Below are 20,374 nucleotides of genomic sequence, written 5' to 3' on the forward strand. Positions count from 1 at the left end.
GGGGCGGCACCCTACTAAATTCCCGTGTAGGGTGCCGCCCCTGGCGCACCGGTCGCTGTTTCAGCAATTGACCAGCTATCTGGAACTTCTTCTTTTGTACCGCTAACCTACTTTCTCTACCACTTCGACTGAACTTTCCGGGCAGTTTTTCTGTAACAGCTCCAGAAACTGCTGTGTACAGGCGTCCCAGGAGTAGCGTTCAGCATGTTCACGGCAGCTTCTCCTGTCGACTTCCAAGGCTCGGGTGGTGGCTGTTTTGAGGTCTTCGTCCATCCAGCCGTTGAGGCCGTTTTTAATCACATCCAGTGGCCCTTCAACCGGGTAGGTGGCTACCGGTACGCCACAGGCCATGGCTTCCAGCATCACCAGGCCGAAGGTGTCGGTACGGCTTGGGAAGACCATTACGTCTGCTGAGGCAAGCAAACTGGCAAGCTCGCCATTTTTCCGGTAACCAAGGAAACTGGCGTCTGGGTATTGCTCTTTCAGGCTTGCCAGGGCGGGGCCGTCTCCGATAACAACCTTTGAACCGGGGATGTCGAGATCAAGGAAATCCTTGATGTTTTTTTCCACCGCGACCCGTCCAAGATAGAGTGAGATAGGGCCTGGAAGATCGAGCACTTTCTCCTCCCTGGGCACGAAATGGTCGATGTCTACACCCCGTGTCCAATATTCGAGGTTCTTGAAACCATGCGCCTCTAAAGTCGCTTTCATGGAACTGGTTGCAACCATGGTGACCGCCGCTTTGCTATGGAAGGTTCTGACAAAGGCGTAGGAGAGTGAGAGAGGGATTGGTGCACGCAGACGCACATACTCCGGGAATCGGGTATGGTAAGTCGTGGTGTATGGGAAGTTATTACGCAGGCAGTAGCGGCGGCCAGCCCAACCGATCGTTCCTTCGGTGGAGAGATGGATCGCATCGGGCTTGAACTCGTTTAACAGCTTATTAATCTTACTGTAGGGAAAGAGTGAAAGTGGTATGTCTGGATAAGTCGGCATGGGCAGCGTGCGGAATAGTTCCGGATTGATGCACAGTACCTCATGGCCCCACTGCTCCAGTATCGATATGGTTTTGTTAAGCGTACGTACGACGCCGTTAACTTGTGGGTACCACGCGTCCGTCAGTATCGCTATCCGCATATTGATCTTTTTTCCTATCCAGTAGTTGCATTGATTCGTCGACCCAATGGATCAACTTGAGGGAACCATCGGTCTCTTCAGCAATGGCGGTACAGCTTTCAACCCAGTCACCACAGTTGGCATAGGTCAGCCCTTCCAGATCATTGATGACCGCATGATGAATATGTCCGCAGATGACCCCTTCCAGATCCCGTTCACGGGCTGTCTGGATCACCGCATGTTCAAAGTTACCGATATATTTAACTGCTTCTTTGACCTGGCGTTTGAGGTAGGCCGAGAGGGACCAATAACCGAATCCAAGGCGGCGTCTTGCCAGGTTAAACCAGCGGTTGAGCCATAGCAGCAGGTCATAGGCATCACTGCCGAGATGAGCGAGCCATTTGTTGTTCATTACCACACCATCGAACTCATCCCCGTGCAGCACCAGGAAGCGTCGACCGTCGGCTGCCTCGTGTATGATCTCTCGATGGATCTCGATGCCTGAAAAGTGGAAGTTCAGGTAGTCCCGCAGCAGTTCGTCATGGTTGCCCGGGACATACACCACCCGGGTCCCTTGTTTGGCTTTTTTAATCACCAAGTTGATGATTTCGTTATTGATAGATGGCCAGTACCATCCTGATCGCATTTTCCAGAAATCGAGAATATCCCCTACCAGGTAGAGATTTTCGCTCTCTGTGTTTTTAAGGAAATCCAGCAGGTACTCGGTGCGGGCAGCTCTTAAACCGAGATGGGTATCGGACAGAAACAGGCTTCTATATTTCAGTGATGCCATCTGACTTCTCGCTTTGTATTGGCCTCGATTCACTGTGTGCGAACCTTAGTGGTTTCCTGTTGCAGTTTTATGAGAGGATGATGATTTGTTTATGACAGGGTCGATTTTTTAGGTCTAAGCTGGTAGAAGAAGCCGCACTATGGTGATGCAAAACGAAAACAATGTTGGGCTCCGTCGATTGATCAACGCAATGCGTTTCTCAATGAAGGGATTTCGGTCTACCTACAAGAATGAGGAGGCGTTCAGGCAGGAGGTTCTGCTGCTGATCATTCTGGGGCCTTTGGGACTCTGGTTGGGTGACACGGGTATCGAGAAGGCCCTGCTTGTCGGGCCTCTGCTGATTCTACTTATTGTGGAACTGCTCAATAGCGCAATCGAGAGCGTCGTTGATCGCATAAGCACCGAGAATCATAAGCTCTCGGGTCGTGCCAAGGATCAGGGCTCGGCCTCAGTCTTTGTATCACTGTCACTGGTGGCCCTGTGCTGGATATTAGTGCTGTTTTTCTGACCTCTCAGAACAAATTTAGGAGTGATGCATCAGACTTGAATTATGAACCAGATAACTGAACCTATGGCATTGGACGCCACAATCCGCAATGCTGTGCGCGCTGTAATAGTTCGTAATGAGGCTGTATTGATGCAGAAAAAATGGGCACAAGAGAGGGGCGTCTGGTACACCTTGCCAGGTGGAGGCCAAGAGGTGCAGGAGACACTGACCGAAGCACTGCAACGGGAGTGTGAAGAGGAGATTGGTACGACTGTTGAGGTGAACGGTTTACTCAGCGTCGCCGATTTTTTTAAACAACGTAAAACAGAGCCCCCTACAAGACGTCATCTGATCGAGTTTTTATTTGCCTGTTCAGTGTCTGAAGATTATCTGCCTAAGTCTGGCACGCACCCCGACAAACACCAGGTAGAGGTTGTCTGGCTCCCTTTTGCGGAGTTTGCAAATGTCTCACTTTTCCCCACCAGTCTTGGTGTCGATCTGCAACCTTTGGTCGAAGGCAATAAACCACTCTACCTGGGAGTGATCGACTAAGATGTCGCTACCAAAAACAATCAATGAAAACCTACATTTTCTTCTGGTGGAGATTGGCTCACATCTATCGGTGTTGAAGGAGTATCTTAATCTTACGGTTACTACCCCGCCATCCCGCCTGATAGAACGGCAGGGTTATGTCGAAAATCTCAGACTGAGTATTCACAACCACTGCATGTCGGAGATTTCCACTACTGAGGCTCAATCTGGGGCTAGTCAGCTATTGCGGGCTGTAGCAGATATTGCCACTCATTTGGAGAGAATATCCGAACTCAGCAGAGAGGCGATGTTACAAAGTTTTCAGGTTCAGCAAAGGCGCCTGCTGAAGCGTGGTAAGTATCTATCAATGTTGGACAGAGTGAGCAGTGCCCTGGATATGATCGAGCCGTCACTTTCTGAAAAAGATACCCGACGGGCACTGAAAATCGGTCGTGTTGAGCAACGTCTCGATCAAGCTTATCAAAAGCAGTTGTTGAACTATTCGAAACAACTGAAGAAAGATAAGCGTCCCGCAGACCATATCTCCCTGATTATGCTGGGACGCAGTATTGAACAGATGGGTAATGCACTGTTGCGTATCAGTGAGGCAATCATCTCCGCTTCCATGGGGCAACATTTCAATACCGATCGCTACCACACTTTAAATGCATCGCTTACTGAACTGAAGGCTGTCAATGATAACGAGGATCTTCAGGTTCATACGATAGCAGAGACCAAATCAGGTAGTGCGATCAATGCGGTTGCCAGTGTAGGTGAGCCTGGTTATCACGGTGTTTTCAAGGATGGCCGAAAACGAAAACTGAAGGAAGAGAAGCAGCGCGTAAACGACTGGCACGAGATATTCCCAGGGCTGGCGCCAAAAATACTCGCCTATCAGAAGCGTGGTGACTCAGCGGCATTATTGATCGAACATCTGGCTGGACAGACCTTTGAACAGATCCTACTGAGTGGTTCAGATCGCCTTTTTGAAGAGAGTTTTTATCATCTAACCAACACGCTTGGTCAGGTGTGGAGTGAAACCCGAACCAAAAAGCCCGTCTCAGCAAGTTATATGAAACAGCTCGCCAAACGTATGGATGATGTCTATGGCATACATCCGGAATTCAATCAGACCGGAGCGTCAATTGGTTCGCAGAAGTTGCCCTCATTTGATAACTTGTTAGAAAAGCTTCAGCAGTTCGAGGAGGATGTTCGGGCTCCGTTTTCAGTCTATATCCATGGTGATTTCAACATCGATAATATTATCTACGATCCAGATGAAAAAAGGATCAATTTTATCGATCTGCACCGATCGCAATATATGGATTATCTGCAGGATATAACTGTTTTTATGGTCTCGAATTACCGCTTACAAGCGTTTGATCCCCGTGTAAGACAACGTATTGCTGCCCTGTGCCAGGGTATCTATCTATTTGCCCGTGCTTATGCGCGAAAAGTTAATGACGAAACCTTTGAGATCCGACTGGCATTGGGTTTGATTCGTTCTTTTGCCAGCTCAACCCGTTTCATACTCGACAAATCCCTTTCCAGGGCAATGTTCTATCGCGCCGTCTATCTCATGGAACGGTTGCTTGTTACAACGTCCAAACCCAAGCGCCAGTTCAAGGTGCCGATTCAGGAGATATTCATTGGTTAAAATTAAAATCGGGGTTGTTGGTATTCCCGGTAAGTGGTCCACAGAGGCATTGGCTGACGCAGTAGAAGAGGCCACCGGATATCGCCTGGTAATCGACATGGCGGAAGTGACGGCCGAGCTTGATACGGGTCGCTTGGTCTATCGCGGTGAGGATCTTACTCAATTCGATGCGCTGCTGGTTAAAAAGATCAGTGCTGAATACTCTCACCACACTTTGGACAGGTTGGAGATGCTGCGTCAACTGGAACGGGCAGGGGTTCGGGTGTTCAGTCGGGTTGAAAGAATCATCCGACTTATAGATCGTCTCAGTTGCACTATGTCCCTATACAATGCAGATATTCCCATGCCTGAAACCCGGATAACTGAAGATCTTCAAGAGGCTGTGAATACAGTAGACCACTTTGGCTCGGCAATTTTCAAACCCCTCTATTCCACTAAAGCCAGGGGGATGACATTGATTGAGAGTCAGCTTGGGGCTGAGCAGGTGAAAACAAAGATCAGCGATTTCCAAGCTCAGAATCCGGTGATGTATATCCAGAAGAGACGACAGCTACCCGGTAAGGATCTCGGAATGGTATTCCTGGGTGGCGAGTATCTTGGCGCCTATGCGCGGGTCGGTAAAGAGGGAGCCTGGAATACCACCATCCTCAGTGGCGGTCGCTATGAAGGGTATCAGGCCAGTGATGAGTTGGTCGAATTGGCAACCAAGGCCCAAGCGGTCTTTGGACTCGATTTTACGACTGTTGATGTGGCAGAGACAGATCAAGGGCCAGTGGTGTTTGAGGTCTCTGCATTTGGTGGCTTTCATGGTGCGCTGAAGGGAATTGGTATCGATGTGCCTAAACTCTATGTCGCCTATGTGCTGAAGGAGTTGTCTGCATGAGTGAACATAAAGAGAACGCGTTACCAGTAGATGCTGAAGCTGCTGCCAGATTATTGATGCAGGGCCAGACATTGTGTGAAAAACAGCTCTATCTGAGCCTGGGTGATTATTCTCTCGCCATTGCTTCAAACAGCCAGCCACTTCTTAATTGTTTGTCACAATATTTTTCCCACCTTCCTCAGCAGCAAAACAAGGCAGAGAAGACGGTGGTTGCGATTGAGAGTGATGTGCTGGAGAGTGGATTATCCTTCATGGACTGGAAACGGGAACCTGGTAAAAGCGGTCGAAAGGATGCCTATATTGAATTGCCTGATGGTCGTCTTCTGCTGAAAGTTCGCACCGGAATGATGTTTCTGCAGAGCCAGGAGCGGCTTATCGCAGCCGGTCCCTGTCTGCAGTACGACAATCAGCTTATCAATTACATAAACTCGCAAATCATGAACTGGCTGCAGCATCGGAATTGGTTGATCAGCCATGCAGCAGGTTTGATGCTGGGAACCAATGCCTTGGCCATTGCCGGTTTTTCGGGGGGTGGGAAGTCCACTTTGATGCTCCATCTGATGGAACACCCAAAAAGTTGTTTTCTAACCAATGACAGGCTCTTTTTAAGAGCTGGTGAATCTGCTGTGGAGGCTGTGGGGATACCTAAGCTACCTCGTATCAACCCCGGTACAGTGGTTAATAATGAGCGCCTGAAGAGTTTAATCAATGAGCCCCGCCGTAGCGAACTTCTGCAGATGCCAAAACAGGATTTGTGGGATCTCGAAGAGAAATTCGATGTTGATATTGAACATTTCTACGGTAAAGGCCGAATCAATACATCGACACCAGTGCCCTTGGCTGGCCTGTTGATCCTCAACTGGAATCGGGAAGAGACGGCACCTGTTGAGATAAATGAAGTAGTTCTTAGCGAGCGCAGTGAATTATTGAAAGCAGTCATGAAATCACCCGGACCTTTTTATCAGGATCGACAGGGGCAGTTTCTTGAAGATGAAGACCCCTTGCCAACAGAGCCCTATCAGTCATTACTGAAAGAGATCAGTGTTTATGAGGTGACGGGACGTCTCGATTTTGAAGCACTGACAGCATTGTGTTTTGAACGCTGGGGCAGTTGATCAATTAAGAGTTGGGTTGTCGTGAAAATTACCGGAACTATGTAAGAGGTATAGAGACAATGGCGCGTGAACTGATGTTACTCAGACATGGGAAGTCTGACTGGACAGAGCTGGTGGAGGATTTTAAACGACCCCTGAAAGATCGCGGTAAGCGGGGAGCGCAACGCATTGGAGTGTGGCTGTTACAACAGCGACTGCAACCCGATTATGTGATCAGCTCTCCAGCGGAACGTGCCATCATTACAGCACAAAAGGCTGTCAAAGTGATGGGGCAGGATGCAGATGCAATTATTCAAGAGCGGCGAATTTATGCTGCCAGGGTCGATGATCTGTTAAAAGTCCTTGCGGAAATCCCCGAAGATGCCAAACGTGTTTTGTTGGTGGGGCATAATCCAAGTCTTGAGGCATTGACAGAATATCTGGAAGGTAAGCGGATACCCCTACCTAAGGATGGCAAGCTTTTACCTACTGCAACAATTGCTAGAATAAAAATGCCATCAGATTGGCAGAAGCTGAAACCTGGCGATGGAAAGTTACGCACAATTATCCGCGCAAGCAGTCTGGATAAAAAGTTCCCATATCCAGATCACAGCAGTTCAGAGATGCGCGATCGTCCTGCTTATTACTACAATCAGTCGTCAGTGATTCCCTATCGCATCAAAGATGGGAAAGCTGAAATTCTACTTGTCAAATCCAGCAAGCAGAAGCATTGGGTTGTACCGAAGGGGATAAGTGAGCCCTGGATGACCCTGCAAGCCTCAGCTGCGAAAGAGGCGCTTGAAGAGGCGGGTGTTGAGGGTGATGTGGGGCGTGATTCTCTGGGTAGTTATACCTATGAAAAATGGGGGTCCGAATGTTCAGTGGAAGTTTACCCGATGCTGGTTAAAAAAATGATCCCTGAAGATCAATGGGAAGAGCGCCATCGTGGGCGTGAGTGGTTGTCACCTGAAAAAGCCATTGAACGCATTAAGCAGGCAGAGCTGAAACCATTGATTAAACAGTTGGCAAAACGCCTTTCGAAAAAGAGATGACCATTCCATTGCGAGAACAATTATTCTTTCTGGTGTCTTATGCCTAGAGTAATCGCTGCACTTTTACGACACGGAGAATACCATCAGCTAGAGAATACCCCCAGCGCCTGGCAGCCGTTTCAGTTAACAGATAAAGGATTAGAACAGGCCAAGCGTTCTGTATCTCTGTTACAAGGGGCGCTGCAGATGTTTAACTGGGATCTATGTCCGGTGATCGACAGCTCACGACTCCTGCGGGGTTGGCAGACTGCTGATGCAATAGGAGAAGGATTAACTAATATTCTTTCTTCGCCGATAGGGATTGAATCCTTTGATGAACTGGCTGAACGTAGCCTGGGGTCTGCTGCCAACCTGACACTTCAGCAAATTGAGTCAATAATAGAATTGGACCCACGTTTCAATGAACTTCCAGCGGATTGGAAATCGAACAGTCAATATCAATTGCCTTTGCAAGGCGCAGAGTCATTGATGCAGGCAGGCGAAAGAGTGGCCAAACATTTAGATCATAGAATGGCTGAACTACAACAGCGGGTTGAGACCGATACAGTGAAACTTTTTGTCGGCCATGGTGCTGCTTTTCGACATGCAGCACACCGTTTGGGCGTAATGGAGTTTGATCAGATTGCAGCGCTGAGTATGTACCACTGCCGCCCTGTTTTTTTAGAACGAAGATACGCAGGATCCTGGCGTCATCTGACCGGAGAGTGGAAGGTTCGCTCTCGAGGAGAGGCATTTGTCGATTAAGGCTGACAATACAACTAAAAAACACCATCATAAGCGGCTGCCAAAATATCATGGGCTGAAGTGGATTACACCGGATTTACCCACCAGCAGCGAACTCTGGCCACTAGGTAAACAACGCTCTATCGTCAAGGAGAGAGGACAGCGCAATTCAACAGAACGACTACTCAATGAAATATTGGTCAAGGAGAAGTGGCAATGGCCTAAACGAGAGTTGATGTTCTTTTCTGACTTGCATGCTGACACTGATGCTTTTATCGCATCTCTGGTGGCATCTGGTGGTGTCAGAAAAACCGGTGATAAAGATAGCGATTTAAAGTTGACCCAGAGAGGTCGTCACGCCTGTTTTGTAATAGGCGGTGACTGCTTTGATAAAGGGCCAAGTAATCTAAGATTGCTACGGGTGATAGCTCGTTTACGAAAGCTCGGTGCCCGGGTCTCTATATTGGCGGGAAATCATGATATTAGAATCAAGCTGGGCATCTCTTCTGTAGGCATGGATGCAGACCCAAGGCACGATCATTTCTTTATTCGCATGGGAAGTAAGGCGGTTCCCATGTTACGTGAAATTGCTGATGAGTATCTGCAAGGAAAATCAGCATTGAAGGGTATCCCCCCAACCAGAAGTTGTCGTCGTTTGCTCTATCCTCCCAAGCGATGGTTTACTGAATTCCCTAAAATGGCTGGTTGGGTGATGCCAGAAAAGCGCCTGGCCAGAGAGCTAAAACGCTTGAAAGAGAAGATAGAGAGTTTTGAATCAGACTGTGAAAAGGCAGGGCTATCGTTGCGGCAGGTCTATGCGGCAGTACTGAAATGGCAGGCCCTGTTTCTTAAGTCGAGTGGTGAATTCAGCTGGTTCTTCAGGGATATGAAATTGGCTTGTCGTCATGGCTCCTTTCTGTTTGTTCATGCGGGAATTGATGACCGGATGGCAAAGCTGATCAATCGCAAAGGGGTTAAATATCTGAACAATCAGTTCAAAGAGGATATCGATGATGAGATATTTGAGTTTTACTACGGCCCTCTGGCGAATGTGATTAGAACAAAATATCGGGATGTGGACATGCCGTTGACCCGCAAGGGTGTCAAACTGATGCATGAAATAGGGATCTATGCGATTGTGCATGGACATGCCAATCGTTATCACGGTCAACGCATAATGTTACGCAAAGGGCTGTTAAACTTTGAGTGTGATGCAACTCTTGATCGACACTCCCGTAAAAAGGAGGGATTGAAAGGTGAGGGGGCAGCAGTGACCATCTTTCACCCCGACAGACTTGTGTTGGGAATCAGTACCGACTATCCCCAGATTAAAGTATTCGATCCGAAGTCTATTATGATAAAGAGAAAAGCACATGCGCCAGGGTAAAAAAAATTTCCGTCATGAATCAATTCAGGATAGAGCCTCAATACAGAGTTTATTGAAATCTATTACTCAAGGGATAGGCAAAGGCAGCTTGGTGCTTAGTGACGATGAGGGTGAGATGGAGTTGAAACCTGATGGCTTATTGCAACTGAAGGTGACCGCATCACAGGATACTGACAAACACAGACTCAATCTTCGGATTACCTGGACTGCGGCTAATGGTGAAGGGAAAAAGCAGAAAAAACTGAAAGTAAAATCAGGTTGAATCAGTCGCTCATCTTACTAGGGCCTGAGTTCGTCACAACTATCTTAGACTGCAGGTGATCGAATCAAACCTTAGCATGGATGGTGTGAAGCGGAATCCGGAATTATTGGCGCACTGCTCTCCCGGATTCCGTTGCACTCCATCCAGGCTACCTTGCTTGGTATTTTTTAAAGAATTTTGCGGTAAGGTGCTATTAACCGCCATAGATGGCTTATGATCGAGACAACAGAGATACAACCAGACCTGATCCAACAACTGGCAAAGCTACTGCGCCATAAGGCGTATCGCATGGTTGTCGCAGAATCATGTACCGGTGGATGGCTTGCCAAGGTTTTGACCGACCTCCCCGGCAGCAGTGACTGGTTTGACCGAGGATATGTCACTTACAGCAACCAAGCCAAACATGAGATGTTAGGCGTCAACCAGGAGACCTTGGATCAATTTGGTGCCGTTAGTCTGGAAACAGTTCAAGAGATGACCAAGGGGGCATTAGATGAAAGCGGGGCGGATGTTGCAGTCGCCATCAGTGGTATTGCAGGCCCAGGGGGAGGGAGCGATGAAAAGCCTGTCGGTACGGTCTGTTTCAGTTTTTTGTTTTCAAACGGTGAGAGCGTGTTGGATCAGCTCTGCTTTAAAGGGGATCGTGATCAGGTCAGGCGGCAGTCGGTGATCCATGCACTCGAAACAGTCATTGAACAGTTAAAGCATGTCTGACCAGCGTCTATTCTTTGCCCTTTGGCCCAGTGCTGAGGTACGGGATCAACTACATCAATGCCTGGAGCAGGGACCATCCGTAAAAGGGCGTCCTCATCATCCAGCAGATCTGCATATGACTTTAGTCTTTCTCGGACAGGTGAGGGCAGAGCGGATCACCTGTATCAGAGAGGCAGCAGATTCGATGGATGTGCAAAGTTTCTCCCTGCAGATCGATCATAGCGGATATTGGCCAAGGCCTAAGATAGTCTGGGCTGCACCTGAAACTACACCTCATCCATTAACCCGGTTGGTCGATGATTTAAAACATCGATTGACAAGTTGCGGATTCGAACCGGAACAGCGGCCCTATCGTCCCCATGTGACTCTTTATCGGAAAGTGCCACACCATCAACCATGGCGTTTGCAGAGTGCTATTCAATGGGATGTTAATGAGTTCGTTCTAGCAACCTCGAACAATCCCGGGTCGAATCAGAATAGGTACCAAATATTGGATCGTTGGCCGTTACAACAATCGGATAACAGCCAACAGTGAAGTGGTGGGGTATGGCCCCACCCTACACTTTATATCGACAGGTAGGGTGGGGCCATGCCCCACCAAATCGCGCTGGAAATTCACAAACCACCTGGAATCTTCTGCAGAACCTTAACTATCACCACAGCCAGGTAGCCTGGATGGAGCACAGCGGAATCCGGGATGGTTGGTGCGCTGTTCCCCCGGATTCCGTTACACTTCATCCAGGCTACGGACTATTCAATAAGACCTTAATGAGTTCGTTCTAGCAACCTCGAACAATCCCGGGTCGAATCAGAATAGGTATCAAATATTGGATCGTTGGCCGTTACAACAATCGGATAACAGCCAACAGTGAAGTGGTGGGGCCATGCCCCACCAAATCGCGCTGGAAATTCACAAACCACCTGGAATCTTCTGCAGATTCTTAACTATCACCACAACTGACTTTGTAGGGTAATCAGGTAAACTTTGAGAGTGGGTGGCACTCGAAAATAAAGCCTCAAACATTCTCCAAGATATAGTCTACAAATGCCCGGTCAGCGCGGGACAGGTAACCCCCTTTTTTCCAGGCCAGAGAGAGATCTAGAAACACAGGCTCAGAGAAAGGCACCGCAACCAAGTCCTGTTGAACATCCTGTTCTATTACCATGCGCAGAAAGGTGGTGATACCGAAGCCTTGTCGAACGATCGCCTTGGTCAATGGAATCAGATTGGTCTCAAAAGCAATGATCGGCTCCTGTTGGCGTTGGTGACTGAAGCGATCAATAAACTCCCGTAAAAAATAGCCCTGTTTGAAGACTACCAATTCATGGCTGAAGAACTCTTCCATACTGATGCACTCTTGTTTCGCAAAAGGGTGATCCTTTGGTACACAAGCCACCATCTCCTCACGGGTTAAAAACCTGGTCTCCAGATCCGCCGGAGGGGCATCCGCCACGACAACCCCTAAATCGAGTTCCCCTGCACGTATCATCTCTTGCAGGCGACGTGTACCTTGCTCAAAAACAGAGAGCCTCAATTCAGGATAGCGATGTTTGAATCCCATCAGAAAAGGGGGGAAATAGTAAGAGCCCAACATACTTGGAATGCCGATCCGAACCTCGCCTTTCGTCAAGCCTTTAAGTTCACTCATCTCCAGTTCAGCCACATTGGCCTGCTGCAATAGCTGTTCGGCATGGCCGAGTAAGACTTCGCCTTCGGTGGTTACGGTGATCTGTCGCTCACTTCGCTGAAGTAGAGTGAGATCCAGTTCTGACTCCAGCTTCCGGATCGCGATACTGATGGCGGGTTGTGCAATATGGAGATGACGAGCTGCTGCGCTAAAGCCCCCCTGATCAACCACTGCCTTGAAATAACTCAGTTGCTTTAAATTCATAAATAAATAATATAGAAAATATTAAAATAATATATTTTAATTATAGATGATCCCTCGCTAAGCTCAATCTTCCATTTCAGACAGATTGAGAAGATGATTCAGACCCACACAACAGAATTCTGGCGAGCAACAGTGGCACTATGTGTCGGCTCGATCATGGTGTTCAGTAATCTATACATCACCCAGCCTCTGTTGCCACTGATTCGCGAAGTGTTCGCTGTCGATTCTCTCCAGGCCACAATGAGTCTATCTGTGGCAACCCTCTCACTGGGGGGGGCTCTGCTGTTGCTTGGGCCACTGTCAGATGCCGTAGGTCGGCGGGTGGTCATCTTTACCAGCCTGATTCTCTTGTGCCTGACTACCGTTGCTGCTGCATTTGTTACCGACTACACACAGTTATTGGTGTTGCGGGGTATGCAGGGGGCTTTCATCGCCGGTCTGCCCGCTGCAGCGATGGCTTATATGGGAGAGGAGTTTGAGCCAAAAGGGCTGCTTCTGGCAGTGGGTCTCTACATTGGCGCCAACTCACTTGGGGGGGTGGCCGGTCGTTTGATCAGTGGTCTGGTTGCCGCTGAGTGGGGGTGGTCTTATAGTTTTATGACGTTGGCTGGATTCGATCTTATCTGTCTGATCACTGTTGTCTGGTTGTTACCTGCCTCAAGTCGCTTTAAGGCTAAACCTTTGAGTCTGGGGCATGTGATGAGTGGGCTCTCCGGCCACCTTCGTAATCCCCTGATACTGGCCGCCTGCTTTATCGGCGGGCTGAACTTTATGATTTTTGTGAATCAGTACAGCTACATCACCTTTGTTCTGGCTGATGAACCATTCACTCTTACATCCTCCTGGTTGGGATTGCTTTTTCTGACTTATCTGACAGGCACCTTAGCTGCCGGCTTTTCTGGACGACTGGTGCACAATCGCTCCCAGCCAGTAGCCATAGGCGTGGGTATTGCGGTTTTTATGATCGGTACCTTGCTAACTTTGAATCAGCAGCTGAACTGGATTATTGCCGGCCTGTTTATCAATGCACTGGGATTTTTCTTTGCCCACTCACTGGCGGCAGGCTGGGTCGCTGGGCATGCAAAGAGCGCTCGAGGCAGTGCTACATCGCTCTATCTGATGTTCTACTATGCCGGAGCCACCTTGGGTGGTTTCTATCTGGAACCCTTCTGGCGCTGGTTGGGTTGGTCAGGTGTTGTTGCCGGCTCACTTCTGATATTAACCATCACCCTGAGTCTGGCTGTTTGGCTGGGTAGATATGAGCGTAGATACAGTAGAACCGGCAGTGAGTATCCTGAAGAAACCCTGGTGGGTGCAAGGGTAGCGGTCAATTCTGCATCGAAGCTATTTTCTACAAAATCAGGTACTTGCTATTAGAATGGAGCGGTCAACTGATTTTTTAGGTTAAAACAAAGGCATAGCTTCATTGCTGCCCCACTTACTTTAACTATTACGTTTGTAACTGATTCATTGTTGTTGGTTTCTATTGCAGATTGAGAATTGAGACATGAAAAAGCATTGTAAAGTAGAGAGTCACTGCTAGAAAAAACTTACAAGTCATCAGTATTTTAAATAGGTGGGAGAGAAACTCCCCTCTCCCCTTGCGGGAGAGGGGCTGGGGGAGAGGGGGGTGAACAAACACCCTATTTTCTCCAACAATCAGCAAGAAAAATATGATTGATCAATGCGCTTTTATCAATCAATCAAATGAAACGCTTCGCGTACACCCTCTCCCCAACCCCTCTCCCGTAAAGGGAGAGGGGCTTTCAGAGTTGTTCTGAGAAGATTGAAAGTTAATCGGGCAGCAGTGGCATAGGTTTTATCTGTTGAAGACTCATGACGTGAGCTTGTGGCTGTGTGATAATTCTGTCCATTGAATAATTTCGTAAGATCACAGATGAGGATTCACCGAATGGATGAAAACCGTACAAAGGCCTTGAGTGCTGCTCTTGGACAGATTGAGAAGCAGTTCGGCAAAGGCTCCGTCATGCGTATGGGCGATACCAATGCCATCAGAAATATCGAGGCTATCTCGACTGGCTCGATCAGCCTGGATGTTGCCCTGGGTGTGGGTGGCCTGCCCAAAGGTCGCGTGGTTGAAATCTATGGTCCGGAATCTTCAGGTAAAACCACGCTTACCCTGCAGGTGGTTGCCGAGGCTCAAAAGGTAGGTGGCACAGCGGCCTTTATCGATGCAGAGCATGCCTTGGATCCTCAGTATGCAGAAAAGCTCGGAGTCAATGTGGATGAGTTGCTGGTCTCTCAACCGGATACCGGCGAGCAGGCCCTCGAGATTACCGACATGTTGGTACGATCCGGTGCAGTTGATGTGGTGGTTATCGACTCGGTGGCAGCACTGACGCCGAAGGCTGAGATCGAAGGGGATATGGGCGATTCTCATGTGGGACTTCAGGCTCGTCTGATGTCGCAGGCGTTGCGTAAACTTACCGCGAATATCAAACGCACCAACTGTCTGGTGATCTTTATTAACCAGATACGTATGAAGATTGGTGTCATGTTCGGTAGTCCGGAGACGACCACCGGTGGTAATGCGCTGAAATTCTACTCTTCGGTACGCCTCGATATTCGTCGTATCGGTGCCATCAAAAAGGGTGATGAGGTCGTGGGTAACGATACCCGTGTCAAGGTGGTTAAGAATAAAGTGGCGCCACCATTCAAACAGGTTCAGTTTGAAATCCTCTATGGCGAGGGTATTTCACTACAAGGTGAGATTATTGAGCTGGGTGTTAAACAGGGCATAGTTGATAAATCAGGGGCCTGGTACAGCTATAACGGTGACCGTATTGGTCAGGGTAAGGAAAACGTACGTAATTTTCTCAAGGAAAACCCTGACATTTCCAACGAAATCGAAACACGTATCCGTGCTGAACTCTTACCTGTAGATGAAAAGGAAGAGAAATTGGAAGAGGCAGAAAGCTGAGCGAAGCCGACTCCGACTACACTGATATCGAAATCTCGGCGGTCAGATTTCTGGCCGCTCGGGAGCATTCCCAAGAGGAACTCAGGCGCAAACTCCTCAAGCGTCATTACGACTCCGACCAGATCGAACGGGTATTGGAAGAGTTGAGCGCTTCCGATCTACTTAGTGATGCCCGTTTTACAGAGGCCTTCGTAGAGAGTCGTATCAGGAAAGGGCAAGGCCCTGTTCGTATTCGGCTGGAACTGCGTGAGCGGGGGGTAGCCAGTCAACTGACTGAAGAGGCATTGGAAGCCTATGCCGATCAGTGGTGGAATCTCCTAAAGGAGGTTCATGACACCAAGTTTGGTTGCGAGAAGGCCGATTCCAATAAAGCGCTGGCTAAACGGGCTCGTTTTCTCGAATCACGAGGTTTTCCTGGCGAGCTCATCCGGGCATTGTTGTTGGACTAGTGGACCGCAGGCCTACTAGACACCATCTCTCTTAACTTCATAGAACATAGAGATGCTTGCACCATTCTGTGGCAAAAAAGGCGTTTGCAATCTCAAGCTTCAGCATGTGGAATCCTGGGATTTTTTGTCTATACTCCCGAACCGGAATTGATCAGAGGTTCCCAAGGTTTTTATACAACCAAAAACGGGCATTTTTTCTCTGATCCTGTTATCTTCTATTGTTTGTTTTTTAACGGTAATTTAACGCTCTAATCATGAAAACCAGCGCTGACATTCGCAAAGCCTTCCTGGACTATTTCGACCAACATCAGCATCAGGTGGTCACCAGCAGCCCCTTGGTTCCGCAAAACGATCCAACGTTGCTTTTCACAAATGCCGGTATGGTGCAGTTCAAGGATCTATTTCTTGGGCGCGAGAAGCGGGATTACAGCAGGGCGGCAAGCTCTCAGCGCTGTGTCCGGGCTGGTGGTAAGCATAACGACCTTGAGAATGTCGGTTACACAGCCCGTCATCACACCTTCTTTGAAATGCTGGGCAATTTCAGTTTTGGTGACTATTTCAAGCGAGATGCCATCAATTATGCCTGGGAGTTTCTGACTGAGACTATAGGTCTACCCTCGGAAAAGCTCTGGATTACCGTTTACCAGGATGATGAAGAAGCGGCCGATATCTGGCTAAAAGAGATCGGTGTCGATGCTGACCGCTTTACCCGTATTGGTGACAAACCGGGCGGTAAGCGATATGAGAGCGACAACTTCTGGTCGATGGGTGACACAGGGCCCTGCGGACCCTGTTCCGAGATCTTTTACGATCATGGGGAAGAGATCTGGGGCGGTCCTCCAGGCACACCGGAGGAAGAGGGCGATCGTTACATCGAAATCTGGAATCTGGTCTTCATGCAATACAATCGGGATGCAGATGGTGAGATGACTGCATTGCCGAAGCCGTCAGTTGACACAGGTATGGGTCTTGAACGATTGGCCGCAGTACTGCAAGGCGTACACAGCAACTACGAGATTGACCTGTTTGCCCATTTAATAGAATCGGCGGCCAAGGTAACCGGATGCGACAACCTGCAAGAGAAGTCATTAAGGGTTATTGCCGATCATATTCGTTCCTGCGCTTTTCTGATTGTTGATGGGGTTTTACCCTCAAACGAAGGGCGTGGTTATGTGTTACGCCGAATCATCCGTCGAGCCATTCGGCATGGTTATATGCTGGGGGTAAAAAGATCTTTTTTCCATAAACTGGTTGAACCGCTCTGCAAGGAGATGGGAGATTTTTACCCCGAACTTGAGAAGCAAAAATCCCAGGTGGAAAAGGTACTGCGCCTGGAAGAGGAGCGTTTTGCCCAGACCCTTGAACAGGGTATGAAAATCCTCGAAGAGACGATATCCACGCTGGATGGCAAAGTGATACCGGGTGAGACGGTATTTAAACTCTATGATACCTATGGATTTCCAAGAGACCTGACTGCAGACGTTGCCCGTGAGCATGACTTGAGCATCGATCAGGCAGGTTTTGATGAGGCGATGGCTGAACAGAGAAAGCGGGCCCAGGCGGCAAGCCAGTTTGCAGCTGGAGAGGCTATCGATCTTTCTCTGGATCAGCAGACTGCGTTTACTGGTTATGATCAACTTGAGGAGAAAGCTGAGGTTGTTGCCTTGTTCCAGGATGGTGAAGCAGTTGAAGAACTGAAACAGGGTGAGAGCGGTATGGTATTTCTCAACCATACCCCTTTCTATGCTGAATCCGGTGGTCAGGTGGGTGATATGGGTTCCCTGGAAGGCTCTGGTATGTTGTTCGAAGTGGATGACACCCGTAAACAGGCTGGTGAACTGTTTGCCCATATCGGCAAGCTGGAGGAGGGCGCAATAAAAGTTGGTGATCAGGTGATTGCTCAGGTCAACGCCTATACCCGTCAAGCCACTGCACTCAACCACTCTGCAACACATCTACTCCATGCTGCGCTCAGGCAGGTACTGGGTGATCATGTGGCTCAGAAAGGGTCACTGGTCGATGCAGAGCGACTGCGTTTCGACTTTTCCCATTTCGAACCGATCTCCCGTGAGCAACTGCAGACAATTGAGCAGATTGTGAACGAGCAGATTCGATACAACCACGCTGTTAACACTGAACTCATGTCTCTTGAACAGGCAAAAGAGTCTGGCGCCATGGCCCTGTTTGGTGAGAAGTACGCCGATCAGGTACGGGTCTTGAGTATGGGGGATTTTTCCACAGAGCTGTGTGGTGGCACCCATGTCAATGCAGTAGGGGATATCGGTCTTTGTAAGATTACTGCAGAAACCGGAATTGCTGCCGGTGTAAGACGTATAGAGGCGGTCACTGGTCAACGCGCGGTCGAACTGATGGAAGCTGATGAAGAGCGGGTTCAGCGTGTTGCCGATATGATCAAATCGGGACGGGATGAGATTGAGGAGAAGCTGGCCCAGATTTTGGAGCGGAACCGTAAACTTGAAAAAGAGCTTGAGCAGTTAAAGGCCAAGCTGGCCAGTGCTGCGGGAAGTGATCTGGCCTCTTCAGCCGTTGCGGTTGGCGAGGTGCAGGTATTGGCTGCCAATCTGGAGGGCACTGATCCGAAATCATTGCGTGAAACAATGGATCAGCTGAAAAACAAATTGGGTTCAGCTGTTATTCTGTTGACGGCAGTAGCAGGTGGAAAGGTCTCTCTTGTCGCTGGTGTAACCAAGGATCTTACCGGAGAGATGAAGGCGGGAGATCTGGTTAAACTTGCTGCTGAGCAGGTCGGTGGAAAAGGTGGTGGTCGTCCCGATATGGCACAGGCTGGCGGCAGCAATCCTGATGCTATTCCCCAGGCACTGGCTCTTGTCGAGCCTTGGGTCAAAGAGAGACTCGGTGGTAATTAAGAGGCCTGGGTAGCTAGCAAATCTTAAAGACCAGCTTTAGATAGTGACATCATATAGCACGACAGGTGCAGGTTAATACTCAATATAGAGTTTAAACCCACCAGCCAATAGTGTTAAATGTGCAATTTTTTTATGGCGTTTATTTACAGGACATTGAACTGACATGGCACTCATAGTGCAAAAATACGGTGGAACCTCCGTTGGCAGTGTTGAGCGAATCTCAGCAGTTGCTGAAAAGGTCAAAGCATATCGGGAGAAGGGTGACCAGGTTGTGGTGGTTGTTTCTGCCATGTCGGGAGAGACCAACCGATTGATCGGCTTGGCAAGTCAGATAGACGAGGCTCCTGATCCGAGAGAGATGGATGTGCTGGTCTCCACAGGTGAGCAGGTTACCATTGCATTGTTATCCATGGCACTGCAAAAAATTGGCTGTCCTGCTCGCTCCTATACTGGTGGCCAGGTCCACATTCTCACCGATAGCGCTTACAGCAAAGCGAGAATCCGGGATATCGATGCCGCCAGGGTAAAAGCCGATCTGGATGCTAACCGGGTAGTGGTTGTCGCTGGTTTTCAGGGTGTGGATGAGCATGGCAGTATCACTACCCTGGGACGGGGTGGGTCAGATACCACAGCAGTAGCAATGGCTGCAGCGCTAAAAGCGGATGAGTGTCAGATCTACACAGATGTGGATGGTGTCTATACCACCGATCCCAGAGTGGAGCCGAACGCCAGGAGACTGGAGCGCATCACCTTTGAGGAGATGCTTGAGATGGCCAGTCTTGGATCTAAAGTATTGCAGATTCGCGCGGTAGAGTTCGCTGGTAAATATAATGTTCCCCTACGTGTCCTTTCCAGCTTCGAAGAGGGCGAAGGCACACTGATCACCTTTGAGGAAGAGACAATGGAACAGGCAAAGATTTCAGGTATTGCGTTTAATCGCGATGAAGCAAAACTGACGATCCTGGGAGTTCCAGATCAACCCGGGGTGGCCCACAAGATCATTGGCCCGGTTTCGAGTCAGAATATCGAAGTTGATATGATCGTTCAGAATATCTCCCACGATACCGGGCGAACCGATTTCACCTTCACCGTAAATCGAAGTGATTTCAAGCGGGCCAAGGATATATTGGAACAGACCGCCACAGAAATGGGGGCTCGTGAAGTCCTGTCGGATGATCGAATTGTAAAAATATCCCTGGTCGGTGTAGGGATGCGTTCTCATGCCGGGATTGCCAGTAAAATGTTTGAAGTTCTGGCTACTGAAGGGATCAATATCCGCATGATTTCCACCTCGGAAATCAAGATTTCAGTCGTTGTCGATGAGAAGTATCTAGAGCTGGGTGTTCGTGCTCTGCACGATGCATTTGAACTGGAAAGCGAAGTTTGATCCTAAAATTAACCAAAACTTACAAATTTGGTATCATTTCTAGGTGTTTCAGGACTTTTTTCTCTTTTTAACACTCCATCCAATTGCTAAAATAGAAATACCGGTCCCGTACTACGGC

At 48.8% G+C, this 20,374-nt stretch carries 19 protein-coding genes; 16 read left to right on the forward strand and 3 right to left on the reverse strand.

What is annotated here, in order from left to right; genetic code table 11:
• Window positions 1-102 precede the first annotated feature (102 nt).
• Both AC4IFB_RS20025 and AC4IFB_RS20030 read right to left on the reverse strand, forming a co-directional pair.
• A complete protein-coding gene (locus AC4IFB_RS20025; RefSeq protein WP_490781116.1) occupies window positions 103-1,137 on the reverse strand; it encodes a glycosyltransferase family 4 protein in 1,035 nt (344 codons plus the stop codon).
• Entirely contained in the window at window positions 1,094-1,909 is an 816-nt protein-coding gene (locus AC4IFB_RS20030) for a UDP-2,3-diacylglucosamine diphosphatase (protein ID WP_490781117.1), read from the reverse strand. The genes AC4IFB_RS20025 and AC4IFB_RS20030 overlap by 44 nt, the downstream gene beginning before the upstream one ends.
• A 145-nt stretch (window positions 1,910-2,054) precedes the next feature.
• On the opposite strand from AC4IFB_RS20030, the gene AC4IFB_RS20035 reads away from it, so the two are divergent.
• The 11 genes from AC4IFB_RS20035 to thpR all read left to right on the forward strand — a co-directional run bounded on the left by AC4IFB_RS20035 (window position 2,055) and on the right by thpR (window position 11,234).
• Window positions 2,055-2,417, forward strand: coding sequence for a diacylglycerol kinase (locus AC4IFB_RS20035; protein WP_490778929.1), 363 nt, complete (start codon window positions 2,055-2,057; stop codon window positions 2,415-2,417).
• A 42-nt stretch (window positions 2,418-2,459) separates the two neighbouring features.
• Complete coding sequence (locus tag AC4IFB_RS20040; protein WP_490778926.1) at window positions 2,460-2,948, forward strand: NUDIX domain-containing protein; 489 nt, start codon at window positions 2,460-2,462, stop codon at window positions 2,946-2,948.
• A 1-nt stretch (window position 2,949) separates the two neighbouring features.
• Window positions 2,950-4,584, forward strand: coding sequence for a phosphotransferase (locus AC4IFB_RS20045; RefSeq protein ID WP_490781118.1), 1,635 nt, complete (start codon window positions 2,950-2,952; stop codon window positions 4,582-4,584).
• Complete coding sequence (locus tag AC4IFB_RS20050; RefSeq protein ID WP_490778924.1) at window positions 4,577-5,467, forward strand: GAK system ATP-grasp enzyme; 891 nt, start codon at window positions 4,577-4,579, stop codon at window positions 5,465-5,467. Before AC4IFB_RS20045 ends, AC4IFB_RS20050 begins: the two co-directional genes overlap by 8 nt.
• Complete coding sequence (locus AC4IFB_RS20055; protein ID WP_490778923.1) at window positions 5,464-6,582, forward strand: HprK-related kinase B; 1,119 nt, start codon at window positions 5,464-5,466, stop codon at window positions 6,580-6,582. Before AC4IFB_RS20050 ends, AC4IFB_RS20055 begins: the two co-directional genes overlap by 4 nt.
• Window positions 6,583-6,641: 59 nt before the next feature.
• Window positions 6,642-7,613: a histidine phosphatase family protein gene (locus tag AC4IFB_RS20060; RefSeq protein ID WP_490778922.1), complete on the forward strand. Its 972-nt coding sequence runs from the start codon at window positions 6,642-6,644 to the stop codon at window positions 7,611-7,613.
• A 39-nt stretch (window positions 7,614-7,652) separates the two neighbouring features.
• Window positions 7,653-8,357: a histidine phosphatase family protein gene (locus tag AC4IFB_RS20065; RefSeq protein WP_490778921.1), complete on the forward strand. Its 705-nt coding sequence runs from the start codon at window positions 7,653-7,655 to the stop codon at window positions 8,355-8,357.
• Window positions 8,347-9,723, forward strand: a complete 1,377-nt coding sequence (locus AC4IFB_RS20070) for a metallophosphoesterase family protein (RefSeq protein WP_490781119.1) — start codon at window positions 8,347-8,349, stop codon at window positions 9,721-9,723. Before AC4IFB_RS20065 ends, AC4IFB_RS20070 begins: the two co-directional genes overlap by 11 nt.
• A complete protein-coding gene (locus AC4IFB_RS20075) occupies window positions 9,710-9,985 on the forward strand; it encodes an amphi-Trp domain-containing protein (protein WP_490778919.1) in 276 nt (91 codons plus the stop codon). The genes AC4IFB_RS20070 and AC4IFB_RS20075 overlap by 14 nt, the downstream gene beginning before the upstream one ends.
• A gap of 213 nt (window positions 9,986-10,198) precedes the next feature.
• Window positions 10,199-10,699 carry a nicotinamide-nucleotide amidase gene (gene pncC / locus AC4IFB_RS20080; RefSeq protein ID WP_490781120.1) on the forward strand — a complete coding sequence of 167 codons (501 nt, stop codon included), beginning with the start codon at window positions 10,199-10,201 and terminating at the stop codon, window positions 10,697-10,699.
• The gene (thpR, locus tag AC4IFB_RS20085; RefSeq protein ID WP_490778917.1) at window positions 10,692-11,234 is read left to right on the forward strand and encodes an RNA 2',3'-cyclic phosphodiesterase; all 543 of its coding nucleotides are present in this window, start codon (window positions 10,692-10,694) and stop codon (window positions 11,232-11,234) included. Before pncC ends, thpR begins: the two co-directional genes overlap by 8 nt.
• Window positions 11,235-11,715: 481 nt before the next feature.
• Here thpR and AC4IFB_RS20090 read toward each other — a convergent pair whose 3' ends face one another.
• Window positions 11,716-12,591 carry a LysR family transcriptional regulator gene (locus tag AC4IFB_RS20090; RefSeq protein ID WP_490781121.1) on the reverse strand — a complete coding sequence of 292 codons (876 nt, stop codon included), beginning with the start codon at window positions 12,589-12,591 and terminating at the stop codon, window positions 11,716-11,718.
• A gap of 93 nt (window positions 12,592-12,684) precedes the next feature.
• Here AC4IFB_RS20090 and AC4IFB_RS20095 point away from each other — a divergent pair, with 93 nt between their 5' ends.
• From AC4IFB_RS20095 to AC4IFB_RS20115, 5 genes are all read left to right on the forward strand, one after another.
• Entirely contained in the window at window positions 12,685-13,968 is a 1,284-nt protein-coding gene (locus tag AC4IFB_RS20095; RefSeq protein WP_490781122.1) for an MFS transporter, read from the forward strand.
• A 535-nt stretch (window positions 13,969-14,503) separates the two neighbouring features.
• On the forward strand, window positions 14,504-15,532 hold the full coding sequence (gene recA / locus AC4IFB_RS20100; protein WP_490775706.1) for a recombinase RecA: 1,029 nt from the start codon (window positions 14,504-14,506) through the stop codon (window positions 15,530-15,532).
• Window positions 15,533-15,564: 32 nt separating this feature from the next.
• Window positions 15,565-15,981, forward strand: coding sequence for a regulatory protein RecX (locus AC4IFB_RS20105; RefSeq protein WP_490781141.1), 417 nt, complete (start codon window positions 15,565-15,567; stop codon window positions 15,979-15,981).
• 254 nt (window positions 15,982-16,235) lie between these two features.
• On the forward strand, window positions 16,236-18,869 hold the full coding sequence (gene alaS, locus AC4IFB_RS20110) for an alanine--tRNA ligase (RefSeq protein ID WP_490781123.1): 2,634 nt from the start codon (window positions 16,236-16,238) through the stop codon (window positions 18,867-18,869).
• Between the two features lie 163 nt (window positions 18,870-19,032).
• The gene (locus AC4IFB_RS20115; RefSeq protein ID WP_490775704.1) at window positions 19,033-20,256 is read left to right on the forward strand and encodes an aspartate kinase; all 1,224 of its coding nucleotides are present in this window, start codon (window positions 19,033-19,035) and stop codon (window positions 20,254-20,256) included.
• Window positions 20,257-20,374 lie beyond the last annotated feature (118 nt).

This window comes from Candidatus Thiodiazotropha sp. AKIB8, assembly GCF_058244675.1.

Bases quoted from the DNA above. Each gene is read 5' to 3' on its own strand.
- AC4IFB_RS20025 (WP_490781116.1), bottom strand. From the start codon at position 1,137: ATGCGGATAGCGATACTGACGGACGCGTGGTACCCACAAGTTAACGGC.
- AC4IFB_RS20055 (WP_490778923.1), top strand. From the start codon at position 5,464: ATGAGTGAACATAAAGAGAACGCGTTACCAGTAGATGCTGAAGCTGCT.
- AC4IFB_RS20115 (WP_490775704.1), top strand. From the start codon at position 19,033: ATGGCACTCATAGTGCAAAAATACGGTGGAACCTCCGTTGGCAGTGTT.
- AC4IFB_RS20035 (WP_490778929.1), top strand. From the start codon at position 2,055: ATGCAAAACGAAAACAATGTTGGGCTCCGTCGATTGATCAACGCAATG.
- AC4IFB_RS20075 (WP_490778919.1), top strand. From the start codon at position 9,710: ATGCGCCAGGGTAAAAAAAATTTCCGTCATGAATCAATTCAGGATAGA.
- AC4IFB_RS20065 (WP_490778921.1), top strand. From the start codon at position 7,653: ATGCCTAGAGTAATCGCTGCACTTTTACGACACGGAGAATACCATCAG.
- AC4IFB_RS20090 (WP_490781121.1), bottom strand. From the start codon at position 12,591: ATGAATTTAAAGCAACTGAGTTATTTCAAGGCAGTGGTTGATCAGGGG.
- pncC (WP_490781120.1), top strand. From the start codon at position 10,199: ATGATCGAGACAACAGAGATACAACCAGACCTGATCCAACAACTGGCA.
- AC4IFB_RS20095 (WP_490781122.1), top strand. From the start codon at position 12,685: ATGATTCAGACCCACACAACAGAATTCTGGCGAGCAACAGTGGCACTA.
- AC4IFB_RS20045 (WP_490781118.1), top strand. From the start codon at position 2,950: ATGTCGCTACCAAAAACAATCAATGAAAACCTACATTTTCTTCTGGTG.
- alaS (WP_490781123.1), top strand. From the start codon at position 16,236: ATGAAAACCAGCGCTGACATTCGCAAAGCCTTCCTGGACTATTTCGAC.
- AC4IFB_RS20040 (WP_490778926.1), top strand. From the start codon at position 2,460: ATGAACCAGATAACTGAACCTATGGCATTGGACGCCACAATCCGCAAT.
- AC4IFB_RS20060 (WP_490778922.1), top strand. From the start codon at position 6,642: ATGGCGCGTGAACTGATGTTACTCAGACATGGGAAGTCTGACTGGACA.
- recA (WP_490775706.1), top strand. From the start codon at position 14,504: ATGGATGAAAACCGTACAAAGGCCTTGAGTGCTGCTCTTGGACAGATT.
- thpR (WP_490778917.1), top strand. From the start codon at position 10,692: ATGTCTGACCAGCGTCTATTCTTTGCCCTTTGGCCCAGTGCTGAGGTA.
- AC4IFB_RS20030 (WP_490781117.1), bottom strand. From the start codon at position 1,909: ATGGCATCACTGAAATATAGAAGCCTGTTTCTGTCCGATACCCATCTC.